This is a genomic window from Bradyrhizobium sp. cir1, from assembly GCF_014198245.1.
Taxonomy (GTDB): Bacteria; Pseudomonadota; Alphaproteobacteria; order Rhizobiales; family Xanthobacteraceae; genus Bradyrhizobium.
In genome coordinates this window covers 271,283-293,605 of sequence record NZ_JACIHE010000006.1, presented here as the reverse complement: position 1 = coordinate 293,605, position 22,323 = coordinate 271,283, and the positions used below count along the sequence as shown (strand labels likewise).

The 22,323-nt window shown below is 64.6% G+C and carries 17 protein-coding genes; 11 read left to right on the top strand and 6 right to left on the bottom strand.

What is annotated here, in order from left to right; genetic code table 11:
- Positions 1-174: 174 nt before the first annotated feature.
- The 8 genes from GGD63_RS16075 (at position 175) to cydB (ending at position 8,329) form a co-directional block, all read left to right on the top strand.
- Positions 175-774 (top strand): HdeD family acid-resistance protein, encoded by a 600-nt coding sequence (locus GGD63_RS16075; RefSeq protein WP_183243588.1) that lies wholly within the window; start codon positions 175-177, stop codon positions 772-774.
- 3 nt (positions 775-777) lie between these two features.
- Positions 778-1,614 (top strand): formate dehydrogenase accessory sulfurtransferase FdhD, encoded by an 837-nt coding sequence (gene fdhD, locus GGD63_RS16070; RefSeq protein ID WP_183243586.1) that lies wholly within the window; start codon positions 778-780, stop codon positions 1,612-1,614.
- 18 nt (positions 1,615-1,632) lie between these two features.
- Positions 1,633-2,313: a YoaK family protein gene (locus GGD63_RS16065; RefSeq protein WP_183243584.1), complete on the top strand. Its 681-nt coding sequence runs from the start codon at positions 1,633-1,635 to the stop codon at positions 2,311-2,313.
- Between the two features lie 145 nt (positions 2,314-2,458).
- Positions 2,459-3,895 (top strand): class II fumarate hydratase, encoded by a 1,437-nt coding sequence (fumC, locus tag GGD63_RS16060; protein WP_183243582.1) that lies wholly within the window; start codon positions 2,459-2,461, stop codon positions 3,893-3,895.
- A gap of 27 nt (positions 3,896-3,922) precedes the next feature.
- The gene (locus GGD63_RS16055) at positions 3,923-4,327 is read left to right on the top strand and encodes a hypothetical protein (RefSeq protein WP_183243580.1); all 405 of its coding nucleotides are present in this window, start codon (positions 3,923-3,925) and stop codon (positions 4,325-4,327) included.
- Positions 4,324-5,913 carry a malate dehydrogenase (quinone) gene (mqo, locus tag GGD63_RS16050; RefSeq protein WP_283811955.1) on the top strand — a complete coding sequence of 530 codons (1,590 nt, stop codon included), beginning with the start codon at positions 4,324-4,326 and terminating at the stop codon, positions 5,911-5,913. Before GGD63_RS16055 ends, mqo begins: the two co-directional genes overlap by 4 nt.
- A 17-nt stretch (positions 5,914-5,930) precedes the next feature.
- Positions 5,931-7,340: a cytochrome ubiquinol oxidase subunit I gene (locus GGD63_RS16045; RefSeq protein WP_183243576.1), complete on the top strand. Its 1,410-nt coding sequence runs from the start codon at positions 5,931-5,933 to the stop codon at positions 7,338-7,340.
- A gap of 2 nt (positions 7,341-7,342) precedes the next feature.
- Entirely contained in the window at positions 7,343-8,329 is a 987-nt protein-coding gene (cydB, locus tag GGD63_RS16040) for a cytochrome d ubiquinol oxidase subunit II (protein WP_183243574.1), read from the top strand.
- Between the two features lie 81 nt (positions 8,330-8,410).
- On the opposite strand, the gene GGD63_RS16035 is transcribed toward cydB, so the two are convergent.
- Positions 8,411-9,658 carry an oxalate decarboxylase family bicupin gene (locus GGD63_RS16035; RefSeq protein ID WP_183243572.1) on the bottom strand — a complete coding sequence of 416 codons (1,248 nt, stop codon included), beginning with the start codon at positions 9,656-9,658 and terminating at the stop codon, positions 8,411-8,413.
- Positions 9,659-9,906: 248 nt separating this feature from the next.
- Here GGD63_RS16035 and GGD63_RS16030 point away from each other — a divergent pair, with 248 nt between their 5' ends.
- Complete coding sequence (locus tag GGD63_RS16030; RefSeq protein WP_183243570.1) at positions 9,907-12,204, top strand: FdhF/YdeP family oxidoreductase; 2,298 nt, start codon at positions 9,907-9,909, stop codon at positions 12,202-12,204.
- A gap of 17 nt (positions 12,205-12,221) precedes the next feature.
- Here the strand turns inward: GGD63_RS16030 and GGD63_RS16025 are convergent, their stop codons facing one another.
- The 5 genes from GGD63_RS16025 to GGD63_RS16005 form a co-directional block, all read right to left on the bottom strand.
- A complete protein-coding gene (locus tag GGD63_RS16025; RefSeq protein WP_246785494.1) occupies positions 12,222-13,595 on the bottom strand; it encodes a sensor histidine kinase in 1,374 nt (457 codons plus the stop codon).
- A 218-nt stretch (positions 13,596-13,813) separates the two neighbouring features.
- Positions 13,814-14,230 carry a thioesterase family protein gene (locus GGD63_RS16020; protein WP_183243566.1) on the bottom strand — a complete coding sequence of 139 codons (417 nt, stop codon included), beginning with the start codon at positions 14,228-14,230 and terminating at the stop codon, positions 13,814-13,816.
- Complete coding sequence (locus GGD63_RS16015; protein WP_183243564.1) at positions 14,217-17,357, bottom strand: efflux RND transporter permease subunit; 3,141 nt, start codon at positions 17,355-17,357, stop codon at positions 14,217-14,219. The genes GGD63_RS16020 and GGD63_RS16015 overlap by 14 nt, the downstream gene beginning before the upstream one ends.
- Positions 17,354-18,526, bottom strand: a complete 1,173-nt coding sequence (locus tag GGD63_RS16010) for an efflux RND transporter periplasmic adaptor subunit (protein ID WP_183243562.1) — start codon at positions 18,524-18,526, stop codon at positions 17,354-17,356. The genes GGD63_RS16015 and GGD63_RS16010 overlap by 4 nt, the downstream gene beginning before the upstream one ends.
- 20 nt (positions 18,527-18,546) lie before the next feature.
- Positions 18,547-19,068: a hypothetical protein gene (locus GGD63_RS16005; protein WP_183243560.1), complete on the bottom strand. Its 522-nt coding sequence runs from the start codon at positions 19,066-19,068 to the stop codon at positions 18,547-18,549.
- Positions 19,069-19,790: 722 nt separating this feature from the next.
- Here GGD63_RS16005 and GGD63_RS16000 point away from each other — a divergent pair.
- Both GGD63_RS16000 and mdcA read left to right on the top strand, forming a co-directional pair.
- Positions 19,791-20,576 (top strand): alpha/beta hydrolase, encoded by a 786-nt coding sequence (locus GGD63_RS16000; protein WP_183243558.1) that lies wholly within the window; start codon positions 19,791-19,793, stop codon positions 20,574-20,576.
- 97 nt (positions 20,577-20,673) lie between these two features.
- Positions 20,674-22,323: a malonate decarboxylase subunit alpha gene (gene mdcA / locus GGD63_RS15995; protein ID WP_183243556.1), complete on the top strand. Its 1,650-nt coding sequence runs from the start codon at positions 20,674-20,676 to the stop codon at positions 22,321-22,323.

Genomic DNA, 22,323 nt, shown 5'->3' with positions numbered 1-22,323 from the left:
CCGGCGAAAGAGCAGCAGAGTTGCGATGAACGCCTCGTGAACTTCGTTGAAAGACCCGCATCGTGCGGACGAGACAATACCGCGGCATCCTCGAAAGATAACCCCGAGCCAGTCTCTGTACGCTTGCCGCCATCCATGACCGGTGGACTGGTCATACGCACAAAGGATCAAGCCATGACGGATGTGTCGAACTCGAAGGCGTCGCTCGGAAGGGCCATTCACGCAATTTCTGGAAAATGGGGCTGGTTCGTTGCATTGGGGATCGGTGAACTGATCCTCGGCGGCATTGCGTCAGCCAATCTGATGGCGGCGAGTCTCGCCTCCGTGCTCGTTATCGGGGCCACCATGGTAGCCGCCGGGATCTTCCAGATCGTGCATGCCTTTACGGTGCACGGCTTGCGCGGCTTCCTGTTCTTGCTGATCGCCGGGATCGTCTATGGTGCCGCCGGCGCCGTCATTCTCTACGATCCGCTGCTGGCTTCGTTTACGCTGTCGCTCGCGGTATGCGCCTTCCTGGTCGTCGCCGGGGTGACGCGGATCTGGGCGGGCTTCCACATGCGGCCGGCCGCGGGCTGGCGCTGGATCGTGGCCGCGGGCGTCGTCACATTCTGCGTCGGCGCAATGCTAGTTGCGGCCTGGCCCGCCATCGGCCTGTGGCTGCTCGGCGCGATGCTGGTGGTCGACCTGATCTTCCAGGGCTGGGGCTTCATTGCATTCGGGCTCGCGCTCAGAAGCCGGGCGTCCCGCCACTCGGCCCAGCCAGCGACGGTGTGAGCCATGATGACAGGTTCGACATTCACGCGGCATCGGGAGATTGCCTGGCGCGGCGGTCAGACACGGTCGACCTCGCGGCTGGTGGCCGAGGAGACGGCCATCGCGCTCACCTATAACGGCTCGACCCATGCCGTGATGATGGGAACGCCGGCCGATCTGGAGGATTTCGGCATCGGATTCAGCCTCACGGAAGCCATCGTCGAACGGCGAAGCGAGATCGGGAGCATCGATCTGATCCCGAACGAGCTCGGCGTCGAGGTGCGGATGTGGCTCGATGGCAACCGCGCGGCGTCCCTGGCCGCCCGTCGCCGCGCCATCAGCGGCCCGGTCGGCTGTGGACTATGCGGCATCGAAAGCCTCGAACAGGCGCGTCGCACGCCGACGCGGGTGGAAGGCCGTGGCATTGCGTTTCATGCGCCAGATCTGCTCAACGCGATGCAGGCGCTGTCGCCCTTGCAGACGTTGAATCAGCACACGCGATCCGTTCACGCGGCGGCGTTCTGGAGCCCCCGCACCGGCATCGGCCTGGTCAGGGAGGACGTCGGCCGCCACAATGCGCTGGACAAGCTTGCAGGTGCGATCATGCGCGACGGCAGCCCGGCCCGTGATGGCGCCGTGCTGCTGACAAGCCGCGTCTCGGTCGAGATGGTGCAGAAGGCGGCGATGATGGGCGTGCCGGTCGTCGTGGCCGTGTCCGCGCCAACCGCGCTCGCCATCCAGACCGCGAAGGAAGCGGGTATCACGCTTGTGGCGATTGCCCGCGATGACGGATATGGCGTGTTCACGCACCCGCGACGCGTTCTGCTGCCCGACGAGGCTGCGCCGCGCGCGGGGTGTTGACCTTGCGGGCCGGCCGGCATGACGATACAGGCCGCATCTCCGGAGCCCGCAGCTGAGCTACGGGCGGCCGCCTGGGCTCCGGAACACTCGCTTCCGGTTGCGGCCCTGCTGACCATGTCGGGCGGCTTTCTCGATGCCTTCACCTGGCTCTCGCTCGGAGGTGTGTTCGCAAGCTCGCAGACCGGCAATGTCGTCTTCTTCGGCATCGACGCCCTTTCGGGGCAATGGCAGCGGGCGGCGCATCATCTGCTTCCGATTGTCGTCTTTCTTCTCGGCGCATGGGTGGCGATCCGCATCCAGGCGCCGCTGCGCTGTCTCGTTGCGCAGATCGCCTGCCTAGCGGCAGTGATGCTGCTGCTTCACCGGATTCCTGATCCGCTCGTCATTCTCGGAATCTCCTTTGGTGTCGCGCTGCAGTCGGCCAGCTTCAGGCGCGTCGAGCGCTGGAGCTATCTCTCGGTCACCGTCACCGGCAACATGCTGCGCGCCATCGATGAGTTCGTGTCGACATCGGATCGCGACGCCTTGCATGGGGGCGGCACCATGCTCGTGCTCTGCCTGATGTTCCTGTGCGGCGCCGCCATCGGCGGCTTTGCCACGACGCGGCTCGGCGCAGCCAGTCTTGCGGTGCCGATCGCATTGTCGGCGTGCGCGCTGCTGCTGTGCCTGCGGAACCGGATCGGCCGCGATCCCGGCTGAGCAGTTTCTCCCGCTGCGCGCCGTCACACCATGCCATTCGGCAAAGGGACGTTCGTTCGCGGAAGCAGGTAGGCGGTGCGCGCCGTATCATTTCCAGCAAGTGCCGGGATGGCACTTCCGGCATCAACTGCCACGAGAGGCAAGGATGAACGACCTCCGCAAAGAGACAGACAGCCTCGGTGAAGTGTCCGTTCCCGCGGACAAGCTCTGGGGCGCGCAGACGCAACGCTCGCTCGAACATTTCAGCATCGGCAAGGACCTCATGCCGCGCGAGATGATCCAGTCCTACGCGATCCTGAAGAAGGCGGCCGCGAACGCCAACTACGCTGGCGGTCGTCTCGATGGCAAGCTTCACAAGCTGATCATCCACGTCTGCGACGAGATTCTCGCGGGTCAGCACCACGACATGTTTCCGCTTCACGTCTGGATGACCGGTAGCGGAACGCAGTTCAACATGAACGTGAATGAGGTGATCTCGAACCGATGCTGCCAGATCGCGGGCACGCCGCTCGGCAGCAAGCTGCCGGTTCATCCGAACGATCACGTCAACATGTCGCAGTCGTCGAATGACAGCTTCCCATCGGCCATGTACATCGCGGCGGCGACGAACGTGACGGAACGCCTGGTCCCGGCTGTCGAGGCCCTGCATGACGCGATCGCGGCAAAGTCGAGCCAGTGGGATGGCATCGTCAAGATTGGCCGGACCCACATGCAGGATGCCACTCCGCTGACGCTCGGGCAGGAGTGGTCCGGTTACGCCGGCATGCTCGCAGACGACCTGACGCGGATCGACGATGCGCTCAAGGGCGTCTTCCGCCTGGCGCTCGGCGGCACCGCCGTCGGCACCGGGATCAACGCGGCGCCGGGTTTCGCGGAGGCCGTCGCGGCCGAGATCGCGCGGTTGACGGGCCTGCCTTTCGTCAGCGCGCCCAACAAGTTTGCCGTGCAGGGCGCGCACGATGCGCTGGTGCAGCTGTCCGGCACGCTGCGCACGCTAGCCGGCTCGCTCTACAAGATCGCGAACGACATCCGCCTGATGTCCTGCGGCCCGCGCGCCGGTTTTGCCGAATTGCTGATCCCCGAGAACGAGCCGGGCTCGTCGATCATGCCGGGCAAGGTCAACCCGACGCAGGCGGAGGCGCTGGCGATGATCGCCGTGCAGGTGATGGCGAACGACGTCGCCGTCGGTTTCGGCGGCGCCGGCGGCTATCTCGAAATGAACGTCTACAAGCCGCTGATCATCCACAACATCGCGCAGTCCGTCACGATCCTCGCCGATGGCTGCACGAACTTCCGCACCTTCCTGGTCGAAGGCACCGAGCCGAACCACAAGAGGATCCAGGAATATGTCGAGCGATCGTTGATGCTGGTGACCGCGCTGGCACCGGTGATCGGCTACGACAAGGCGTCGCGGATCGCGCATTACGCGATGGACAACGATCTCACGCTGAAATCGGCGGCGTTGAAGCTCGGCTTCGTGACCGAGCCGGAGTTCGATCGCATCGTCGATCCCGCCAAGATGGTCAGACCCTATGTCGCCGAGATCAAGGTGCCGCTCGCAATCGGCGCCAAGGCCTTTTGAAACACGGCCGGCTGAAAGGAGAGAACGATGATCCGTTGCGTACGTCTATGGACCGGAGAGGATAACAACTCACATTTCGAGGAGGGCTTCCTGGAACTGGAACCGGGCCAGCGCGGCGACTTCCTGACCGGGAAGATCGATGCCGTCAGCGTCTCGTTCCAGGAGACGGAATCGGGCGGCGCTTTCGCCTGGCACACAGCGCCGATCCGGCAGCTCGTGATCACGCTCAGCGGCACGCTCGATTTCCAGACGCGCGACGGCAACCACTTCCTCATTCATCCCGGCAATGTCCTGCTGGCGGAAGACACCGCGGGTTCGGGTCACAGCTGGAAATTGACGGACGATTCGTCCTGGCGCCGCGCCTACGTGGTGCTGCGGCCGGGAGCCGCCGTGCCGTTCCGCGCCAAGGCGCGGCAGCCGGCGCGAGCCTGACCGAGCCCATTGAGAGCACAACATCGCCCACCAACCAAACGAAGAGAACTGCGATGCAAGGAACTTCCGAATCCGACGTCGTCCTCATTGGCGCAGGCATCATGAGCGCCACCCTCGGGGTGCTTCTCAAGGAGCTGGAGCCCTCGCTCACGATCCAGATGTTCGAGGCCCTCGAGGATTGCGCGCTCGAAAGCTCGGATGCGTGGAACAACGCGGGCACCGGCCACGCGGCCAATTGCGAGATGAACTACACGCCGCAGCGGCCCGACGGCAGCGTCGATATCTCGAAGGCGCTCGAGGTCAATGTCGAGTTTGACCTGTCGCGGCAGCTCTGGTCTTATCTCGTCGCGCGCGGCGCGATCGCCGATCCCAGATCCTTCATTCATCCCGTGCCGCACATGAGCTTCGTGCACGGTGTCGACAACGTCGCCTTCCTCAGGAAGCGGTTCAAGGCGATGACGGCGCATCATTGCTATGAGGGCATGGAATACAGCGAGGATCCCTCGAAGATCGCAGAGTGGGCGCCATTGGTGATGGAGGGCCGGCCCAGTGGCGATCCCGTGGCGGCGACGCGCATCATCACGGGGACCGACGTCGACTACGGTTCACTGACCCATCTCCTGGTCCATCATCTCGTCGGCCAGCCGGGCTGCGCCGCGCACTACAAGAGCTGCGTCACGGATCTCGTTCGCGAGCAGGACGGTCGCTGGCGCATCGAGGTACGTGACACCGACAGTGGCGAGACGCGATCGGTGCGCGCGAAGTTCGTCTTCATCGGCGCCGGCGGCGGTGCGCTGCCGCTGCTGGAAAAGTCCGGGATTCCGGAGAGCCGCGGCTATGGCGGTTTCCCGGTCAGCGGAATCTGGCTGCGCTGCGACGATCCGGAGATCAACCGGCGTCACCATGCCAAGGTCTACGGCAAGGCCGCGGTAGGCTCACCGCCGATGTCGGTGCCGCATCTCGACACCCGCGTGATCGGCGGCCGGCGTTCGTTGCTGTTCGGGCCCTATGCCGGCTTCTCGAGCAAGTTCCTCAAGCACGGCTCGCTGCTCGACCTGTTCGAGTCCATTCGTCCGGCCAACGTCAAACCGCTGCTTTCGGTGGCGCGCGACAATTTCGGCCTCACGGAGTATCTGGTCGGGCAGGTGCTGCAGTCCGAGAGCCACCGTCTGGCCGCGCTCGACGAATATTTCCCGAAGGCCGATCCGAAGGACTGGAGGCTGCAGGTGGCGGGCCAGCGCGTTCAGATCATCAAGCCCGACGTCAAGCGCGGCGGATTGCTCGAGTTCGGGACCGAGCTGGTCGGCGCGGACGATCATTCTCTGGTCGCCCTTCTCGGCGCCTCGCCGGGCGCCTCCACCGCGGCGTTCATCGCCATCAGCGTGCTGGAGAAATGCTTTGCCGGCGAGCTGACGGCGAGTGCCTGGCTGCCGAAGCTCAAGCAGATCATCCCGTCCTATGGCGTGTCGCTGATCAAGGATGCGGATTTTTGCCGCCAGATCCGCGCTGCGACGGCGGAGGTGCTCAAGGTCGACAACATCCCGCAGCCGGCCGCACGCGCGCCGGTGGTTGCGAAGCGGGCGTAGAAAGGAGGGGGCTTGCCATGGATCCGACGGCGCTTCTCCTCTCGCGGCTGCAGTTCGCCTTCACCATCTCGTTCCACATCATCTTCCCGGCGTTCACGATCGGGCTTGCCGCGTGGCTCACCGTGCTCGAAGCGATGCACCGGTACAGTGGCAGGCCCGTCTACCGGACCCTGTTCGAGTTCTGGCTCAAGATCTTCGGCGTCGCCTTCGGCATGGGCGTGGTATCGGGCGTGGTGATGGCGTTCCAGTTCGGAACGAACTGGAGCGTGCTCTCGACGATGTCGGGCCCGATCCAGGGGCCGCTGCTGTCCTACGAGACGTTTACCGCCTTCATGCTGGAGGCCGGCTTCTTCGGTATCCTCATCTTCGGCCGGCCGCGGGTGCCGCCCTGGTTCTACCTGTTCTCGACCGCGATGGTCGCGCTCGGCACCACGCTGTCGGCGTTCTGGATCATGGTCAACAACAGCTGGATGCAGGTGCCGGCCGGCTACGTCCTGCAGAACGGCCAGTTCGTGCCTGACGATTGGGCGCAGATCATCTTCAACCGCGTGGTCTGGGTCCGCTTCCCGCACATGCTGCTCGCCTCCTATCTCACCGGCGCGTTCTGCGTGGCTGCGACCGGCGCGTGGTATCTGCTGCGGCGGACTTATCGGGCCGAGGCGCATGTGATGCTGCGCATGGGCCTTGCGCTCGCGGCGGTGTTGCTTCCGGTCCAGCTCTTCATCGGACATCTCGTCGGCGACTACGTCCACGACTATCAGCCGGCCAAGTTCGCCGCGATCGAGGCGCGCTGGCACGATGAGCAGCCGGCCTCAGAGGTGTTGATCGCGATCCCGGATTCGACCACCGAATCGAACAGATACGCGATCTCGATTCCGGTGCTCGGCAGCATCATCGGAAGCATGAGCCTGACGTCGAAGGAGGTCGGCCTGAGCAGCTTCGCGCCGCAGGACCGGCCGCCGGTGGTGATCCCGTTCTTCGCCTTCCGCATCATGGTCGGCTGCGGCTTCGTGATGCTGGGGCTGGCCTGGCTCGGGACCTGGCTCGGGCTCAAGCATCGGCTCGAGCGCAGCCGCCTGCTGCTATGGGGCATCTTCCTCAGCTTCCCGCTGCCGTGGATCGCGATCCTCACCGGCTGGTACACAGCGGAGGTCGGCCGCCAGCCGTGGACGGTCTACGGTGTATTGCGGACCGCCGATGCCGTGACGCCATCTCTGACGGCGGCCGCCGCGACGGCTTCGCTGATCCTGTTCGTTGCGGTCTATGCCTTCATCTTCTCGTTCGGGACTTACTACATCTACCGGCTGCTGCGCGCCGGCCCGGCCGGGCTGGGCGGCAGGCCTCTGCACGTTCCGGTTCCCAATCGGCCGATGTCGCTCGCCGATCAGGTGCCGGCCTCGCACAGCTATCTCGAAGCGGGAGAATAGACATGGTGATGTTCTGGGTTGCGCTGCTGGCCATCAGCATTCTGATCTATCTTCTGCTGGACGGCTTCGATCTTGGCGTCGGCATGCTGTTCGGTCTCGCCGATGGCGAGGCGAGGCGTGCGGAGATGCTGCGCACGATCGCTCCGGTCTGGGATGGCAACGAGACCTGGCTGGTCGTCGCCGGCGTGATCATGTGGGGTGCGTTCCCCGTGGTCTATGCCATGTTGATGCCCGCCTTCTACATCCCGGTCGTGGTCATGCTGCTGGGATTGATCCTGCGCGGTGTCGCGTTCGAATTTCGCGGCAAGGCCTCGCGCTCGCGCCGGATCTGGGACGTCAGCTTCACCGTGGGATCGTTTGCCGCAAGCTTCATGCAGGGCGCCATGGTCGGGGCGCTGGTCGAGGGGCTGCAATTCTCCAACGGCGAATATGTCGGCGGAACCTTCGGCTGGCTAACCGGCTTTTCGGTCTTGTGCGGGATCGGCCTGTGCTTCGGCTACGCGCTGCTCGGGGCCTGCTGGCTGGTGAGGAAGTGCGAGGGCCCGATCCGCGACGCCACGCGGCGTCAGATCCCATTGCTAGCGGTCGCCGTGCTGGCCTTCCTCGTGGTCGTCTTCACGCATGCGCTTGTCGAGCATCTGCCAATCCTGCGCCGCTGGATCGAGCGGCCCTATCTGTTCGTGTTTCCCCTCATCGGCGCGGGTGCCGCCGCAGTGCTCGCCACCAGCATCTTGCGCCATGACGACTATTGGCCGTTCCACATGGTGGCGCTGATCTTTGCGTCGGCCTTCGGCACGCTTGCCCTGTCGTTCTGGCCCTACATGATCCCGTTCGTCGTCACGATAGACGAGGCGGCGGCGCCGCATGCAAGTCTCGCCTTCATGTTCTGGGGCGAGGGCCTGTTCGTGTTCCCGTTGATGCTGCTCTATGTCGCGGTGGGTTATCGCGTCTTCCGCGGCAAGACGGCTGCGACGGCTGATCACTACTGACGGCGACGGGTTCGAACCGCGAATAAAAGAAAGGCGCCGGTTTCGGCGCCTTTCTCATTCGGGACGGTTTGTGGCCCTTGTTTAGGACTTGGGCATCACGCCCGGGCCGTTATCCGGCCATTGCGCGATCAGCTTCTCGTCGATGTTGAAATGCTGGGCGACCAGCTTGGGCGGCGTGTGCGTCAGCCAGTTGGAGAGCGAGACCTCCTCGTAGCGCGGCGCGCGGAACACGCCGACGAACTGCAGCTCGGTGTCGCCGATATTCTCGACATAGTGGCCGAGATTGCGTCGGACATAGCCGATGTCGCCGGCCGAGAAATCCGTTGTCAGCGCATTGGGCCCGGTGTCGAACACCGTCATCCGCGCCTTGCCCTTGATGTAGTACTGCCATTCGTCGGCATTCGGATGCCAGTGCATCTCGCGGACAGCGCCCGGCGGCATCGTCACGAGCGCCGCAGCGACCGTGGTGGCCACCTTGAAGTTGCTGCTGTCGGCAACGCGGATGCTGCCGGCGGAACTCTCCTTGACCGGGGTCGAGCTGCCGAGCGAATGGATGAAGGGGTAGGGCGGCGCCTCCGCATGCTTGGCGATTGCGGCGCGATCGGCGGCGAGATCGCCAGGCACCGTCCCCTGGAAGATCCAGAGATTGTGCAGCGGGATATTTGCGAAGGCCTCGACCGGAACGCCGAAGTTCTTGGCCAGCACCTCGGGCGGCGTATGGGCGAGCCAATCCGTCACCAGCAGCGTGTTGAACTCGTTGGCGTGGCCGTCGTCGAAGCAGATGACGAATTCGCAGCCGTCAGGCCCCAGGCCCTGCAGCGAATGCGGCGCGCCCGGCGGGAAGTACCAGAGGTCGCCGGCCTTGAGGTCGCCGACATAGGGGCGCCCCTGGGTGTCGAGCACGGTGATGCGGCAGGAGCCGTAGGTCATGATCGCCCACTCGGCGGCCTGATGCCAATGCAACTCGCGGATGCCGCCGGCGGCCAGGCGCATGTTGACGCCGGAGATCTCCTTGGAGATGGCGAAGTCCTCGACTGTGACCTGACGGGCCCAGCCGCCATTCTGGATGCGCTTCGGAGCATTGTTGAACGAGGCCCAATCCATCGGCAGTCCGCCGACGTCCGTCGCCGGCGGGGTTTGCGCGGAGGGGAATTGCTTGGCGAGGGCCGGATTCTGCGGACCGGGATCGGTCAGGCTTCCGGGGCTCCTGGCGTTCACCGCGCCTTGCGGCGGCTCGTCCGGATTGCCGAAGGTTGCGGCCTGCGCACTGGAGCCGACCATGGCGGCGCCTGCCGCGGACATGGCCAGCAAATCACGTCGTGAAAACATGTTGGGTCGCTCCTGAAATTGTCGAAAGCCCTCCGTGGCGCCGGGGCTCCAACCGCCAACCCTAATTTCCAGTCGCCGTTTCAGCTTCCGGGAACGGCGCTCTTTTTGCCGGAATGCACTGGCTGCTGTGGCAGGGCAGCCCGGACCGAACGTGTGCAATTGAGAAATTGCGCTTCATTTTGAAAAGACGGCTCTGCCTGCGCGATCCTTAACTGACCCGGAGAATTGCAAGATCGAGAGATGTCGAGATGACCACGAAATCGGTTCGTCCCTACCGTGAACCAGCCGGTGGCTGGGGTGCACTCAAGGCGCTCAGCGAGGCGCTTCTGGTGCAGCGCGTGCCGCTGAAAGGTGCGGCGACGCTGAGCCGGATGAATCAGCCGGAAGGCTTTGATTGCCCGGGCTGCGCCTGGCCGGATCCGAAACACACCTCGTCATTCGAATTCTGCGAGAACGGCGGCAAGGCGATCGCCTGGGAGGCAACGTCGAAGCGCTGCACTCCCGAATTCTTTGCCGGGCATACCGTCACGGAGCTCGCGAGCTGGAATGATTACGATCTCGAAATGGTCGGGCGGCTCACGCATCCGATGGCCTATGATGCCGCATCCGATCGCTACCTTCCGGTGGAATGGAGCGATGCGTTCGACATGATCGGACGTGAGCTAAAGGCGCTGCCGGATCCGAACATGGCGGAGTTCTATACGTCCGGGCGGACCTCGAACGAGGCTGCCTTCCTTTATCAGCTGTTCGTGCGCGAATACGGCACCAACAATTTCCCCGACTGTTCGAACATGTGCCATGAGGCGACCAGCGTCGGCCTGCCGCACTCGCTCGGGGTCGGCAAGGGCACCGTGCTGCTGGAGGATTTCGACAAGGCCGATTGCATCTTCATCTTCGGCCAAAACCCGGGAACCAACAGCCCGCGAATGATGACCAGCCTGCGCAATGCGGCGCGTCGCGGCGCATCGATCATTTCCTTCAACCCGTTCCGCGAGCGGGCACTGGAGCGTTTCCAGGCGCCGCAGAGCCCGGTTGAGATGATCACGCTGTCGTCGACGACGATCAGCTCAAAGCTCTTGCAGGTGAGGGTCGGCGGTGACGTCGCCGTCCTCAAGGGGATCATGAAAGTTCTGGTGGAGGCGGACGAGACTGCCCGCGCCGCCGAGCAGCCGGAAATCCTGGACTGGGATTTCATTCGCGGTCACACCGTCGGGATTGAAGCGTTGATCGACGATCTCAAGCGCACGCAATGGCCCGACATCGAACGCCAGTCCGGCCTGACGCGCGAGGACATGGAATATGCGGCCGGCGCCTATATGAAGGCAGAGCGCGCCATCCTCGTCTACGGCATGGGCGTCACCCAGCACTGGCGCGGCGCGAACAACGTGCAGCAGATCGCCAACCTCGCACTGTTACGCGGCAATGTCGGGCGCGAAGGCGCCGGCGTCTGTCCGGTTCGCGGTCATTCCAACGTGCAGGGCGACCGCACCGTGGGGATCACGGAGGTCCCCAAGGCGGACTTCCTCGATCGCCTGGAGCAGCGCTTCGGCTTCAAGCCTCCGGCTGAGCCGGGACACAACGTGGTGACCGCTCTGGAAGCCATGATCCGCGGCGAGGTGAAGGCCTTCTTCGCAATGGGCGGCAATTTCGCCGCCGCCATTCCGGATTGGCAGGCGACCCAGGCGGCGCTCGGCAAGCTCGATCTGACCGTCCATGTCTCGACCAAGCTCAACCGCAGCCACCTGATCCACGGTCGCGCCGCGTTGATCTTGCCGTGCCTCGGGCGCACCGAGATCGATATCCAGGCATCGGGGCCGCAGTCGATCACGGTGGAGGATTCGATGTCAATGGTGCATGCGTCCGGCGGCCGCAACAAGCCGGCATCGGAGCATCTCCTCAGCGAGGTCGCGATCATCGCCGGCGTCGCCAAGGCGACGCTGGGCGAGCGCACGGTGGTCGACTGGGACGGCTTCGTTACCGATTACGACCGCATCCGCGATGCGATCGAGGCGGTGTTCCCGATCTTCCAGGGCTACAATGCCCGCATCCGCGTCCCCGGTGGCTTCCATCTCACCTCGACGGCGCGCGAACGCATCTGGGCGACACCGTCGGGCAAGGCCAACTTTCTGGTCTTCCCGGGTTGCGGCGAGGACCCGCCGCAGAGCGATGACGATTTCCTGTGGCTCACCACCATACGCAGCCACGACCAGTACAACACTACGCTTTACTCGATGTCGGACCGCTATCGCGGCGTGTTCGGTCAACGCGACGTCGTGTTCCTCAACGAATACGAGCTGAAGAGGCGGGGATTGGCCGACGGCGATCGCGTCGACCTGATCACCGCCTCGACCGACGGCGCCGAGCGGATCGTGCGCAACTTCCGTGTCGTGGCCTATTCTTTCCCGACCGGCTGCTGTGCTGCGTATTACCCGGAGACCAATCCGCTGGTGCCGCTCTATGCCCGCGATCCCCTGAGCTTCACGCCGTCATACAAGGGGGTTCCGATCCGCCTGGTGCGTTCGGCCGGCCTGGAGCAGCAAGGGTAAACCGCGGAAAGCTGCGGTCAGGCATCCGCACGGAGATCGGACGGCGGTGAATCCGTCGCTCCCGACATCGGCAGGGTGAACCAGAAACGGGCGCCGCCATGTGTGGCGCTGCCCTCGGCGTCGATCCGCCCTCCATGTGCTTCGACGATCGATCGGCAGATGGGCAGGCCCATGCCCATGCCGCTCTCCTTGGTCGTGAAGAAGCTGTCAAAGAGTCGGCCGGCATGTTCGCCGGCGATGCCGGGTCCGTTGTCCTCTACGGAGCAGCACAGCGTGGCCGCGTCCTGCGCGACCGTGCTGATGACGATCCTGCGATCGTCAGATCCCGCCAGGGTCATTGCCTGAACCGCGTTGATGGCCAGATTGACGATCACCTGCTGGAGCTGGGTGCGGTCACCGAGCACCTGCGGCGCGGTCGGATCAGGCCGGTGCAGGATCGTTACGCTACGGGATTCCATCTCGTGCCGCAGGAATAGAAGCGCTTCGCGAACGATCTCGTCAAACGACAGAGAGGCCTGCTCGGGGGCTTTCCGCGAGGCCATGCCATGAACGCGCGCCACGATGTTCGCAGCGCGCTGGGTGTCCACGACGATGTTCTCGATGGTCTTGCGGATCTCGACGATGTCGGGTGTCGGCCTGTTCAGCCAGCGCAGCCCGGCGGCGCCGTTGGTGGCGATGGCGGCGAGGGGTTGATTGACCTCGTGGGCGATCGAAGCGGTGAGCTCGCCCAGCATCGAAACCCGCGCGGCATGTGCGAACTCGGCCTGGACCTGCTGGAGCTTCTGCTGAGCACGAACACGCTGTGAAATGTCGATGGTGCCGACCAGGCTGACTTCGAGATCGTTGATGGGGCCGACGCGGGCGGTCGTGAAGAGAACGTCGACGACGCGACCGTCCCACGTGACCATCCTGGTTTCTTCCTCGAAATTCGTCTCGCCACGATAGCGGGACTCCATCGCCCGCCGGAACGTATCGGGCCGTTCCTTCCAGCTGTCGGCCATGGAACGTCCGACATAGCCTTCGACGCCTCCCCCGAACATCTGGATGGCTCGTTCATTCGCCTCCTGAAACGAGAGCGCATCCATGCAGGTCCGCAGGAACTCGGGATGGCTGTCGAAATAGGCGCCGAGATCCTTGACGCCCTCGGCGCGCAACTTTCGAAACAGCGCGACCAGCCTGCTGGCATCGAGTTGCCGGAATGCGATCGGCATGCGGCTGAACAGATGGCGGTAGCGCTGCTCGCTCCGCTCCAGCTCGGCGTGGGCCTTCTTCAGGGCCGTGATATCCATGATCGCGCCGACGAGCGTCAGCGAAGCGGCCAGAAAAGCGGCGAAAGCGATCGCCGTGAAATTGTCTCCAAGCAGTGAAAAGGCGACGGACAGCAGGGTCAAAACAAGGCTACCCCAAGCCCACAGCAGAATCCGATCCTGTATTGTCTGGATCGGCAGCACACGGCGCCACCATCGCTGGGGCTGAACGGGGGCGGAGCCATCCAGGCGTTCGAGCGTCATGAGGAAGGTCTAGCGCGCCGCCGACGAGAGGTCTTTTGCGTTTTCGCAGGCGCCTTGTCAGAACGCACGAAGTCGCGATCGGGCCTGCTGTCTGCGATCTAGGCCATCTCGGCGGTTGGCCTCACGACGCCGAATCGCTGCTCGAACTCGGCGACATCGACGACGCCACGGCGGTGGGTGCCGTCGCCGATCTTGCGGTCGCCGTCCCAGGCCTCGACCTCGAACAGGACGCTTCTGGCGTCGATCGCGACGGCCCGTGCCGTCGCCCGCACCGTGCGGCCGACCGGCGTTGCCGCCAGATGGCGGACATTGACCATCATCCCGACGCTGACATGACCCGCGGGAAGGAACGGCTGAACCGCCGATCCGGCGGCCATTTCCATGTGCAGGATCATCATCGGCGTGCCGTAGACTTCAGGCATGCCCGGCACCACATGGCCGACGGTCATCTCGCTCGTGACGGTCACCAGCTTTTCCGCCGTCATCCCGGTCCTCACTTTCTCAAGCGGATTCATGACTCAATTCCGTCTCTGCCTCGGTCTTGGATGGGGTGGGGGTCTCGGCCCGCGGCTTGCGTCCGGTGAGCCAGTTGCCGAGCCGGTCGAGATAGAGATAGACGACGGGCGTGGTGTAGAGCGTGAGAATCTGCGACAGCATCAGGCCGCCGACGATCGTATAGCCGAGCGGCTGGCGCAGCTCCGCGCCGGTGCCGGAGCCGATCATCAGCGGCACGCCGCCGAGCAGCGCCGCCATCGTCGTCATCAGGATCGGGCGGAAACGCAACGTGCAGGCCTGGTAGATCGCCTCTTCCGGGCTGAGCCCGTGCTGGCGTTCCACTTCGAGGGCGAAGTCGACCAGCATGATGCCGTTCTTCTTCACGATACCGATCAGAAGGATGATGCCGATGATGGCGATGACGCTGAGATCCATGTGGACCGCGAGTAGCAGCAGCAGCGCGCCGATCCCGGCCGAAGGCAGCGTCGACAAGATCGTGATCGGATGGATCAGGCTCTCATAGAGCACGCCGAGGATGATGTAGATCACGATCAGCGCCGCGCCGATCAACAGCGGCGTGCCCGACAGCGAGGACTGGAAGGCCTGCGCATTGCCCTGGAACGAGGTCGACAGCGAGGCGGGCTTGCCGGTGTCCTTCTCGATCTTCTGGATCGCCGTCACCGCATCGCCCAGCGCCACTCCGGGCTTCAGGTTGAACGAGATCGTCACCGACGGAAACAGGCTCTGGTGATTGATCAGGATCGGCGCGGGCTTGATGACGCTGTGAACCAGCGTGCTGAGCGGGACCTGCTGGCCGGTGGCCGAGTTCAGGTAGATGTCCTTGAGCGCTTCGGGCCCGTACTGGAAGCGCGGATCGACCTCCATCACGACATGATACTGGTTCAGCGAGGTGAACATGGTGGAGACGATGCGCTGGCCGAAGGCGTCGTCGAGCGCATTGTCGATCGTCGTGGGCAGGATGCCGAAGCTGGAGGCGACCTCGCGATTGACGGTGACCTCCAGCCGTGGGCCGGCATTGGCTTGGTCGCTGGCGACATCACTGATGACGTTGAGCGCGCGCAGCTTCTCCAGGAAGATCGCCGACCAGTGGGCGAGCTCGTTGGAATCGGCATCCGTCAGGGTGTACTGATATTGCGTCTTCGACAGTCGTGCGCCGATGGTGATGTCCTGCGCCGCCTGCATGTAGAGCGTGATGCCCTGGATATGGGCGAGCCGCGGGCGCAGCCGGTCGATGATCTGGTCGGCGCTCGCCTTGCGTTCGGGCTTCGGCTTCAGCACGATGAAGATGCGACCCTGGTTGAGCGTCGCGGTCGGGCCGCCCGGCCCGATATAGCTTGCCACCGACTGGATCGCCGGATCCTTCGACAGGATGTCGACGATCGCCTGCTGGCGTTCGGACATGGCCGGGAAGGAGATATCCTGGGCGGCCTCGGTGATGCCGACGATCTGCCCGGTGTCCTGCTGCGGAAAGAATCCCTTTGGGATGATCACGTAGAGATAGCCGGTCAGCGCGATGGTCGAGAGCATGACCAGTAGCGTTGCGAAGCGATGCCGCAGCACCACGCGCAGGCCCCGCGCGTAGAGCGCAAGCAGGGCATCGAATCCTCGCTCGAACAGCAGGTAGACCCGGCCGTGCTTTCTTCGCGAATCATCCTTCAACAGGCGCGCACACATCATCGGCGTCAGGGTGAGCGAGATGACCAGCGACAGTAGCAGCGAGGCGGTGATCGTGACGGCGAATTCCTGGAACAGCTTGCCGACATAGCCGCCCATCAGGAACAACGGGATGAACACCGCGATCAGCGACAGCGTGATGGAGACGATCGTGAAGCCGATCTCGGCGGAGCCCTTGAGCGCGGCCTCCATCGGCGTCATGCCCTGCTCGAGATGACGCACGATGTTCTCGATGACGACGACGGCATCGTCCACCACGAAGCCGACCGCGATCGACAAGGCCATCAGCGAGAGGTTGTCGAGGCTGTAGCCGAGCACGTAGAGGACTGCGAACGTCCCGATCAGCGACAGCGGAACCGTGATCGCCGGGATGACGGTGGCCCAGAAATTCCGCAGGAACAGGAAGATGACCATCACCACAAGGGCGACCGTCAGCAGCAGCGTGAATTGCACGTCGGAGACCGCAGCGCGGATGGTGGCGGTGCGATCGGCCGCGATCGTCACCTTGATCGCCGGCGGAACGGAGGCCTGCAGCTGCGGCAGCAGCTTCTTGATCCGGTCGACCGTCTCGATCACGTTGGCGCCGGGAACGCGCTGGACCGCGAGAATGATGGCGGGCTCCTTGCCGTACCAGCCGGCCAGGAGGTCGTTTTCGGGCGCCTCGATCACCGAGCCGACGTCGCGGATCCGCACCGGCGAGCCGTTGCGATAGGCGATGATGAGGTCTTCGTAGGCGGAAGGCTTCAGCAGCTGATCGTTGGTGTTCAGCGTGTAGGTGACACGCGGGCTGTTGAGCGTGCCCTTCGGCAGATCGACATTGGCGCCGGCGATGACGTTGCGGACGTCTTCAAGGCCGATGCCGCGGGCGGCAAGCGCCTGCGGATTGACGCGAACGCGGATCGCGGGCTTCTGCTGGCCCCCGATGCCGACGAGGCCGACACCGGGCACCTGCGAGATCTTCGGCAGCAGGATGTTTTCCGCATAGGCGTCGACCGTGGTCAGCGGCAGCGAGTCCGACGTCAGCGCGATCAGCATGATCGGCGTCTCTGCCGGGTTCACCTTCCTGATCGTCGGCGGGTAGGGGATGTTCGGCGGCAGGAAGGGGCTTGCGGCATTGATCGCGGCCAGCACGTCCACCGCCGCGCTGTCCACCGTGCGCGACAGCTCGAACTGCACCGTGAGCTGGGCGACGCCGAGCGCACTGGACGAGGTGAGCTGCGTGACGCCCGGAATCTGACTGAGCTGCTGCTCGAGCGGCGTGGCGAGCGACGAGGCGATGGTGCCGGGATCGGCGCCGGGTAATTGCGCCGAGATCTGGATCGTCGGGTAATTGACGTTCGGCAGCGCGCCGACCGGCAGCAGCGGATAGGCCGCAAGACCGCACAGCAGCAGGCCGGCCATCAGCAGCGCGGTTGCAATCGGCCGCAGGATGAAGGGTGCGGAGAGGTTCATGGGATCGCGTCCTGCACGGCGCTCTGCAGGTCGGCTTCCTGCGCGGCCTTGCCATGCAGTTCTCGAACGCGGCTGCCTACCGTCAGCCGATACTGGCCGTCGACCACGACAACGTCGCCCGACTTCAGCCCCTGGTCGATCAGGGCTTGGCCATCGCTGATCTGCGCGACGTGAACAGGACGCAACGCCGCCGTCTGGCCGTCAGTCACGACATAGACATAGCTGCCGTTCGGCCCCTGCTGCACGGCCGAGCCGGCGACAGTGAGCGCATTCTTCTGAATCTCGAGCAGCAGGCGCGCGTTCACCAGCTGCCCCGGCCACAGCCGATGCTCATGGTTCGGAAACACCGCCTTGAGCTGGACAGTGCCGGTCGTCCCCGCGATCTCGTTGTTGACCAGCAGGAGCGTGCCTTCGTCGAGCTTCATCTTGTTGTCTTGGCTGTAGGCGATGACCTTCAACGGTCCTTTTGCCGCGTGCTCCTGGATCACCGGCAGGTCGGTCTGCGGCAGCGTGAACAGCAGCGAGATCGGCTCGATCTGCGTGACGACGACGAGACCGTTGGGGTCGGTCGGATGGATCACGTTGCCGACGTCGATCTGGCGCACGCCGGTGATGCCGGGAATCGCTGATGTCAGGCGCGTGTAGCTGAGCTGGACGTTGGCCTGGTCGATCTGGGCCTGGTCCGCCTTCACGGCGGCCTTGAGCTGCGCCACCTGGGCGGACTGCGTCTCGATCAGTTGCGGGGTCGCATAGCCCTTGTCGCCGAGTTGGTTGTAGCGTGAGAGATTGGCCTCGGCGTTTGCGAGCTGGGCCTGATCCCTGTCGCGATTGGCGGTCAGCTGCTCGATCTGTGCTTCGTAAGGGCGCGGATCGATCTGGGCGAGCAGATCTCCGGTCTTGACGGTCTGTCCTTCGGTGAAGGCGATCTTGATGATCTGCCCCTGAATCTGGCTGCGCACGACGTCGGTGTTGTGGGCGATCACCGTGCCGATGCCGCGCAGATAGATCGGGACGTCCTTGCCCGTAACGGTGGCGGCGACCACTGGCACGGCGGTGGGCACCGGCGCTGCCGCGACGGCCGGCTTGTGCTTGCCGCCGAAGAACCAGAGACTTCCGCCGATCAGGATCGCGGCGAGAGCAACGAGTGCAATGGTGAGGTTCCGCTTCACGGTGATGGTCCTTGTTGATCTCAGGGATTGCCGGAGCCGTCGATCGAGCCCGTGCTGCCCGTGGGTCCGGGCACCGGCACGAACGGACTGATCCCGGCGCCGCCGAGCTCGGTGGACCCGAGCGGAATCCCGACGCGGCCGACCGTTGATGTCGAGGGAGGCAGGGCCGAAGGCGTTGTCGTGCCGTTGGGACAGCCGAGTGACGCGCTTCCGGAGAGCCCGCCGCCGTCGAACACGGCTCCTGGCGATCCGGAATTGCCCGATACGGCGCAATTGGTCATGCCCAGCGAAGGATTGATCGGGGATATTCCGGGCGTTGCGATTTCGGTGGAGCCCAGCGGAATGCCTTCAGGCCGCGTCGAGCCCAGGTTGAGCGGCGAGGTTCCGGGCATGCCGACGGAGGGCTGCGTCGTCGGCGGCGTCATTTGCCCATTTGCCGCAGCCGGGATCAGCGATATCAGGCCAGCTGCGAGCGCCACGCGCAGATGCATCGATGCAAACCGGCGGTATCCGAACCTGTTCGATGAGGATTGTGCTCGCATGGGCTGCTCCGGAGTCTCTCATTTGCGTGGGACGATAGGGAGCGGCTGGCGTGCCGGTATTCCCTGAACGCACGTCCCGCTGTCTGGCCGCACGATCGGGACGCATCTCCCTCATTGTGACCGCTTCCGAAGCAGCAGCGTTGCCTCGGACAGCTCCCGGCGACATCCGGCGATGTCGCTGGAACGGTCCGCGGCACGGGCGCGATCGAGGGCATCGAGCGCCAGGAGAAGATGTGCTCCGCTCGGGCCCTCTGCCTGCGCCAGCGATCGCGGTGTGGGCTGATGACTGCGCAGCGCATCGAGGCTTTCTGGTCTCCAGCCATGCGCGCCGGCATTCTTCTCGATGGCCGCGTCCAGCTGAGCCTGCACACGCCCGATCGAATCCGCGCAGGACGCTGCATGCACCGGGGAGGCCGCCTCCATGAGGATTATAAGCGCAGCTGCAATCCGGATGAGTGAATTCGATGTCATTGTCGATCCTCTCGTGTCGGTGATTGAACGTCTGTCTCGAATGACGGAGCCGATACGAGCTGTCTTTCGCTTATGAACGCCGGCAGCTCTACATGCGCACGAGGTCGTGCCATCAGAGAAGCCGGACGTGTGCCGGATGAGAGCTGCGGCGGACTTGCCCGTGCGAAGTGGCAAGGGCCGTTGTTTGCCGAAATACGCAAGGCAAGCGTCGAAACTAGTGTCGCGTCATTCCAACCCGGAGTGATCCCGACATGAAACGCCTCAACGCTGGCCTCGCCTTCGCTGCCGCCCTCTCCCTGTTCGCGACCGTCGCCCCGGCGCGCGCGGAACCTCTGAAGAACATCGTCCTGGTGCACGGCGCCTGGGTCGATGCGTCGGGCTGGAAGCCCGTCTACGAGATCCTGACCAAGGAAGGCTTCCGCGTGACGATGGTGCAGGAGCCCGAAACCTCGTTCGCCGACGACGTCACGGCGGCGAAGCGCATTCTCGATCTCCAGGACGGCCCGACGCTCCTCGTCGGCCACAGCTATGGCGGCTCGATCATCACCGAAGCCGGCGTCCATCCCAACGTCGTCGGCCTCGTCTACGTCGCCGCACACGCGCCCGACGTCGGCGAGGACGAATCGGCGCTCGGCAAGAAGACGCCGAGCGTGCTCGGCAAGACCGAAGGCGTCATCAAGGTCACGCCCGACAAATTCACCTATCTCGATCCCGTGCAATTCCCGAAACTGTTCGCGCCCGATCTGCCGCGCGAGCGTGCCGAGTTCGTTGCGCGCTCCCAGGTCCTGGCCGCGACGCAGGTATTCAGCACGCCGCTCACTGCGGCTGCGTGGAAGACCAAGCCGAGCTGGGGCATCGTTGCCGGCAGCGACCAGATCATCAATCCCGATCTCGAGCGCTGGTACTACGAGCGTGCCAAGAGCCACACCACGGTGATCCCGGGCGCCAGCCACTCGGTCTACGAGTCCCATCCGAAGGAAGTGGCGGCCGTCATCACCCGCGCCGCACGCAGCATCGATCAACCGGCTACGCGCTGACACTCTTTTTGCCGGCCCTGACGCACGACCGGCGGAAGGAAGGACGGCGGGAGCGACAGCACTCCCGCCGGTCCGACTGTCCCATCAGGAGGATTCCGTGAACACCAGCTGGCAGAACAACCGCGCCGCGCGCGATGCCCGCATCGCAGCCGGGGCCGGGCTCGCCCGCGGCAAGGTCGTGGAGGCGCACGACGCCACGCGCCTTTTGGAAGCCGTGGTCCGGCCGGGCGACCGGGTTTGCCTCGAGGGTGACAACCAGAAGCAGGCCGATCTGCTCAGCCGCGCGCTTCTCGCCGTCGATCTCTCCAGGATCAGTGATCTGCACATGGTGCAGTCGGGCGTCGTTCTGCCCGAACATCTGGACCTGTTCGACCGCGGCGTCGCGAAACGCCTCGACTATGCCTATTCCGGGCCGCAATCGGCGCGCATCGCCCGCATGCTGTTCGGCGGCAAGATCGAGCTGGGCGCGGTCCACACCTACCTCGAATTGTTCGCCCGCTATTTCATCGATCTGACGCCGCAGGTCGCCTTGATCGCCGCCGTCAGCGCCGACCGCGAAGGCAATCTCTACACCGGCCCCAACACCGAGGACACGCCGACCGTGGTGGAGGCGACCGCCTTCAAGGACGGCATCGTGATCGCCCAGGTCAACGAGATCGTCGAGACGGTGCCGCGGGTCGACATCCCGGCGGACCGCGTCCACTTCATCGTCAAGTCCGACACGCCGTTCTTCGTCGAGCCGCTATTCACGCGCGATCCGGCCGCGATCACCGAGGGACAGATCCTGACCGCGATGCTCGCGATCAAGGGCATCTATGCGCCCTATGGCGTGCAGCGGCTCAATCACGGCATCGGCTTCAGCACGGCTGCGATCGAGCTCCTGCTGCCCACCTTCGGCGAAAGGCTGGGACTGAAAGGCAGGATCGCAACTCATTTTGCTCTGAACCCGCATCCGGCGCTGATTCCCGCGATCGAATCCGGCTGGGTGCGGCAGATCCACTCGTTCGGCTCGGAGGTCGGAATGGATGACTACATCCGGGCCAGATCCGACGTCTACTTCACCGGCCCCGACGGCTCGCTGCGCTCCAATCGCGCCTTCTGCCAGACCGCCGGTCTCTATGCCTGCGACATGTTCATCGGCTCCACCTTGCAGATCGACCTGCAGGGAAATTCGTCGACGGTCACCACGTCCCGCATCGCCGGGTTCGGTGGCGCGCCGAACATGGGGGCCGATGCCCGCGGGCGCCGTCATCCGAGCGAGCCCTGGCTGAAGGCGGGAGCCGAGGCCGACCCCGATGGCGCGGCCCTGATGCGCCGCGGCCGCAAGCTGGTCGTACAGATCGGCGAGACGTTCGGCGACAAGAACGTGCCGCTGTTCGTCGAGAGGCTCGACGCCCTCGAGCTCGCCGAGAAGCTGAACCTCGAGCTCGCGCCGATCATGATCTATGGCGACGACGTCACGCACATCGTCACCGAAGAGGGCGTCGCGAACCTGCTGCTGTGCCGTACCGCACAGGAACGCGAGCAGGCGATCCGCGGCGTCGCCGGCTACACCGATATTGGCCGTCGACGCGACCACGGCATGGTCGCGCACCTGCGTGCGCGCGGGGTGATCCGCCGTCCGGAGGATCTCGGCATCAATCCGCTCGATGCGGATCGCAGCCTGCTGGCGGCGCGCTCGATCAAGGATCTCGTGCGCTGGTCGGGCGGCCTCTACGCGCCGCCGTCAAAATTCAGGAACTGGTGA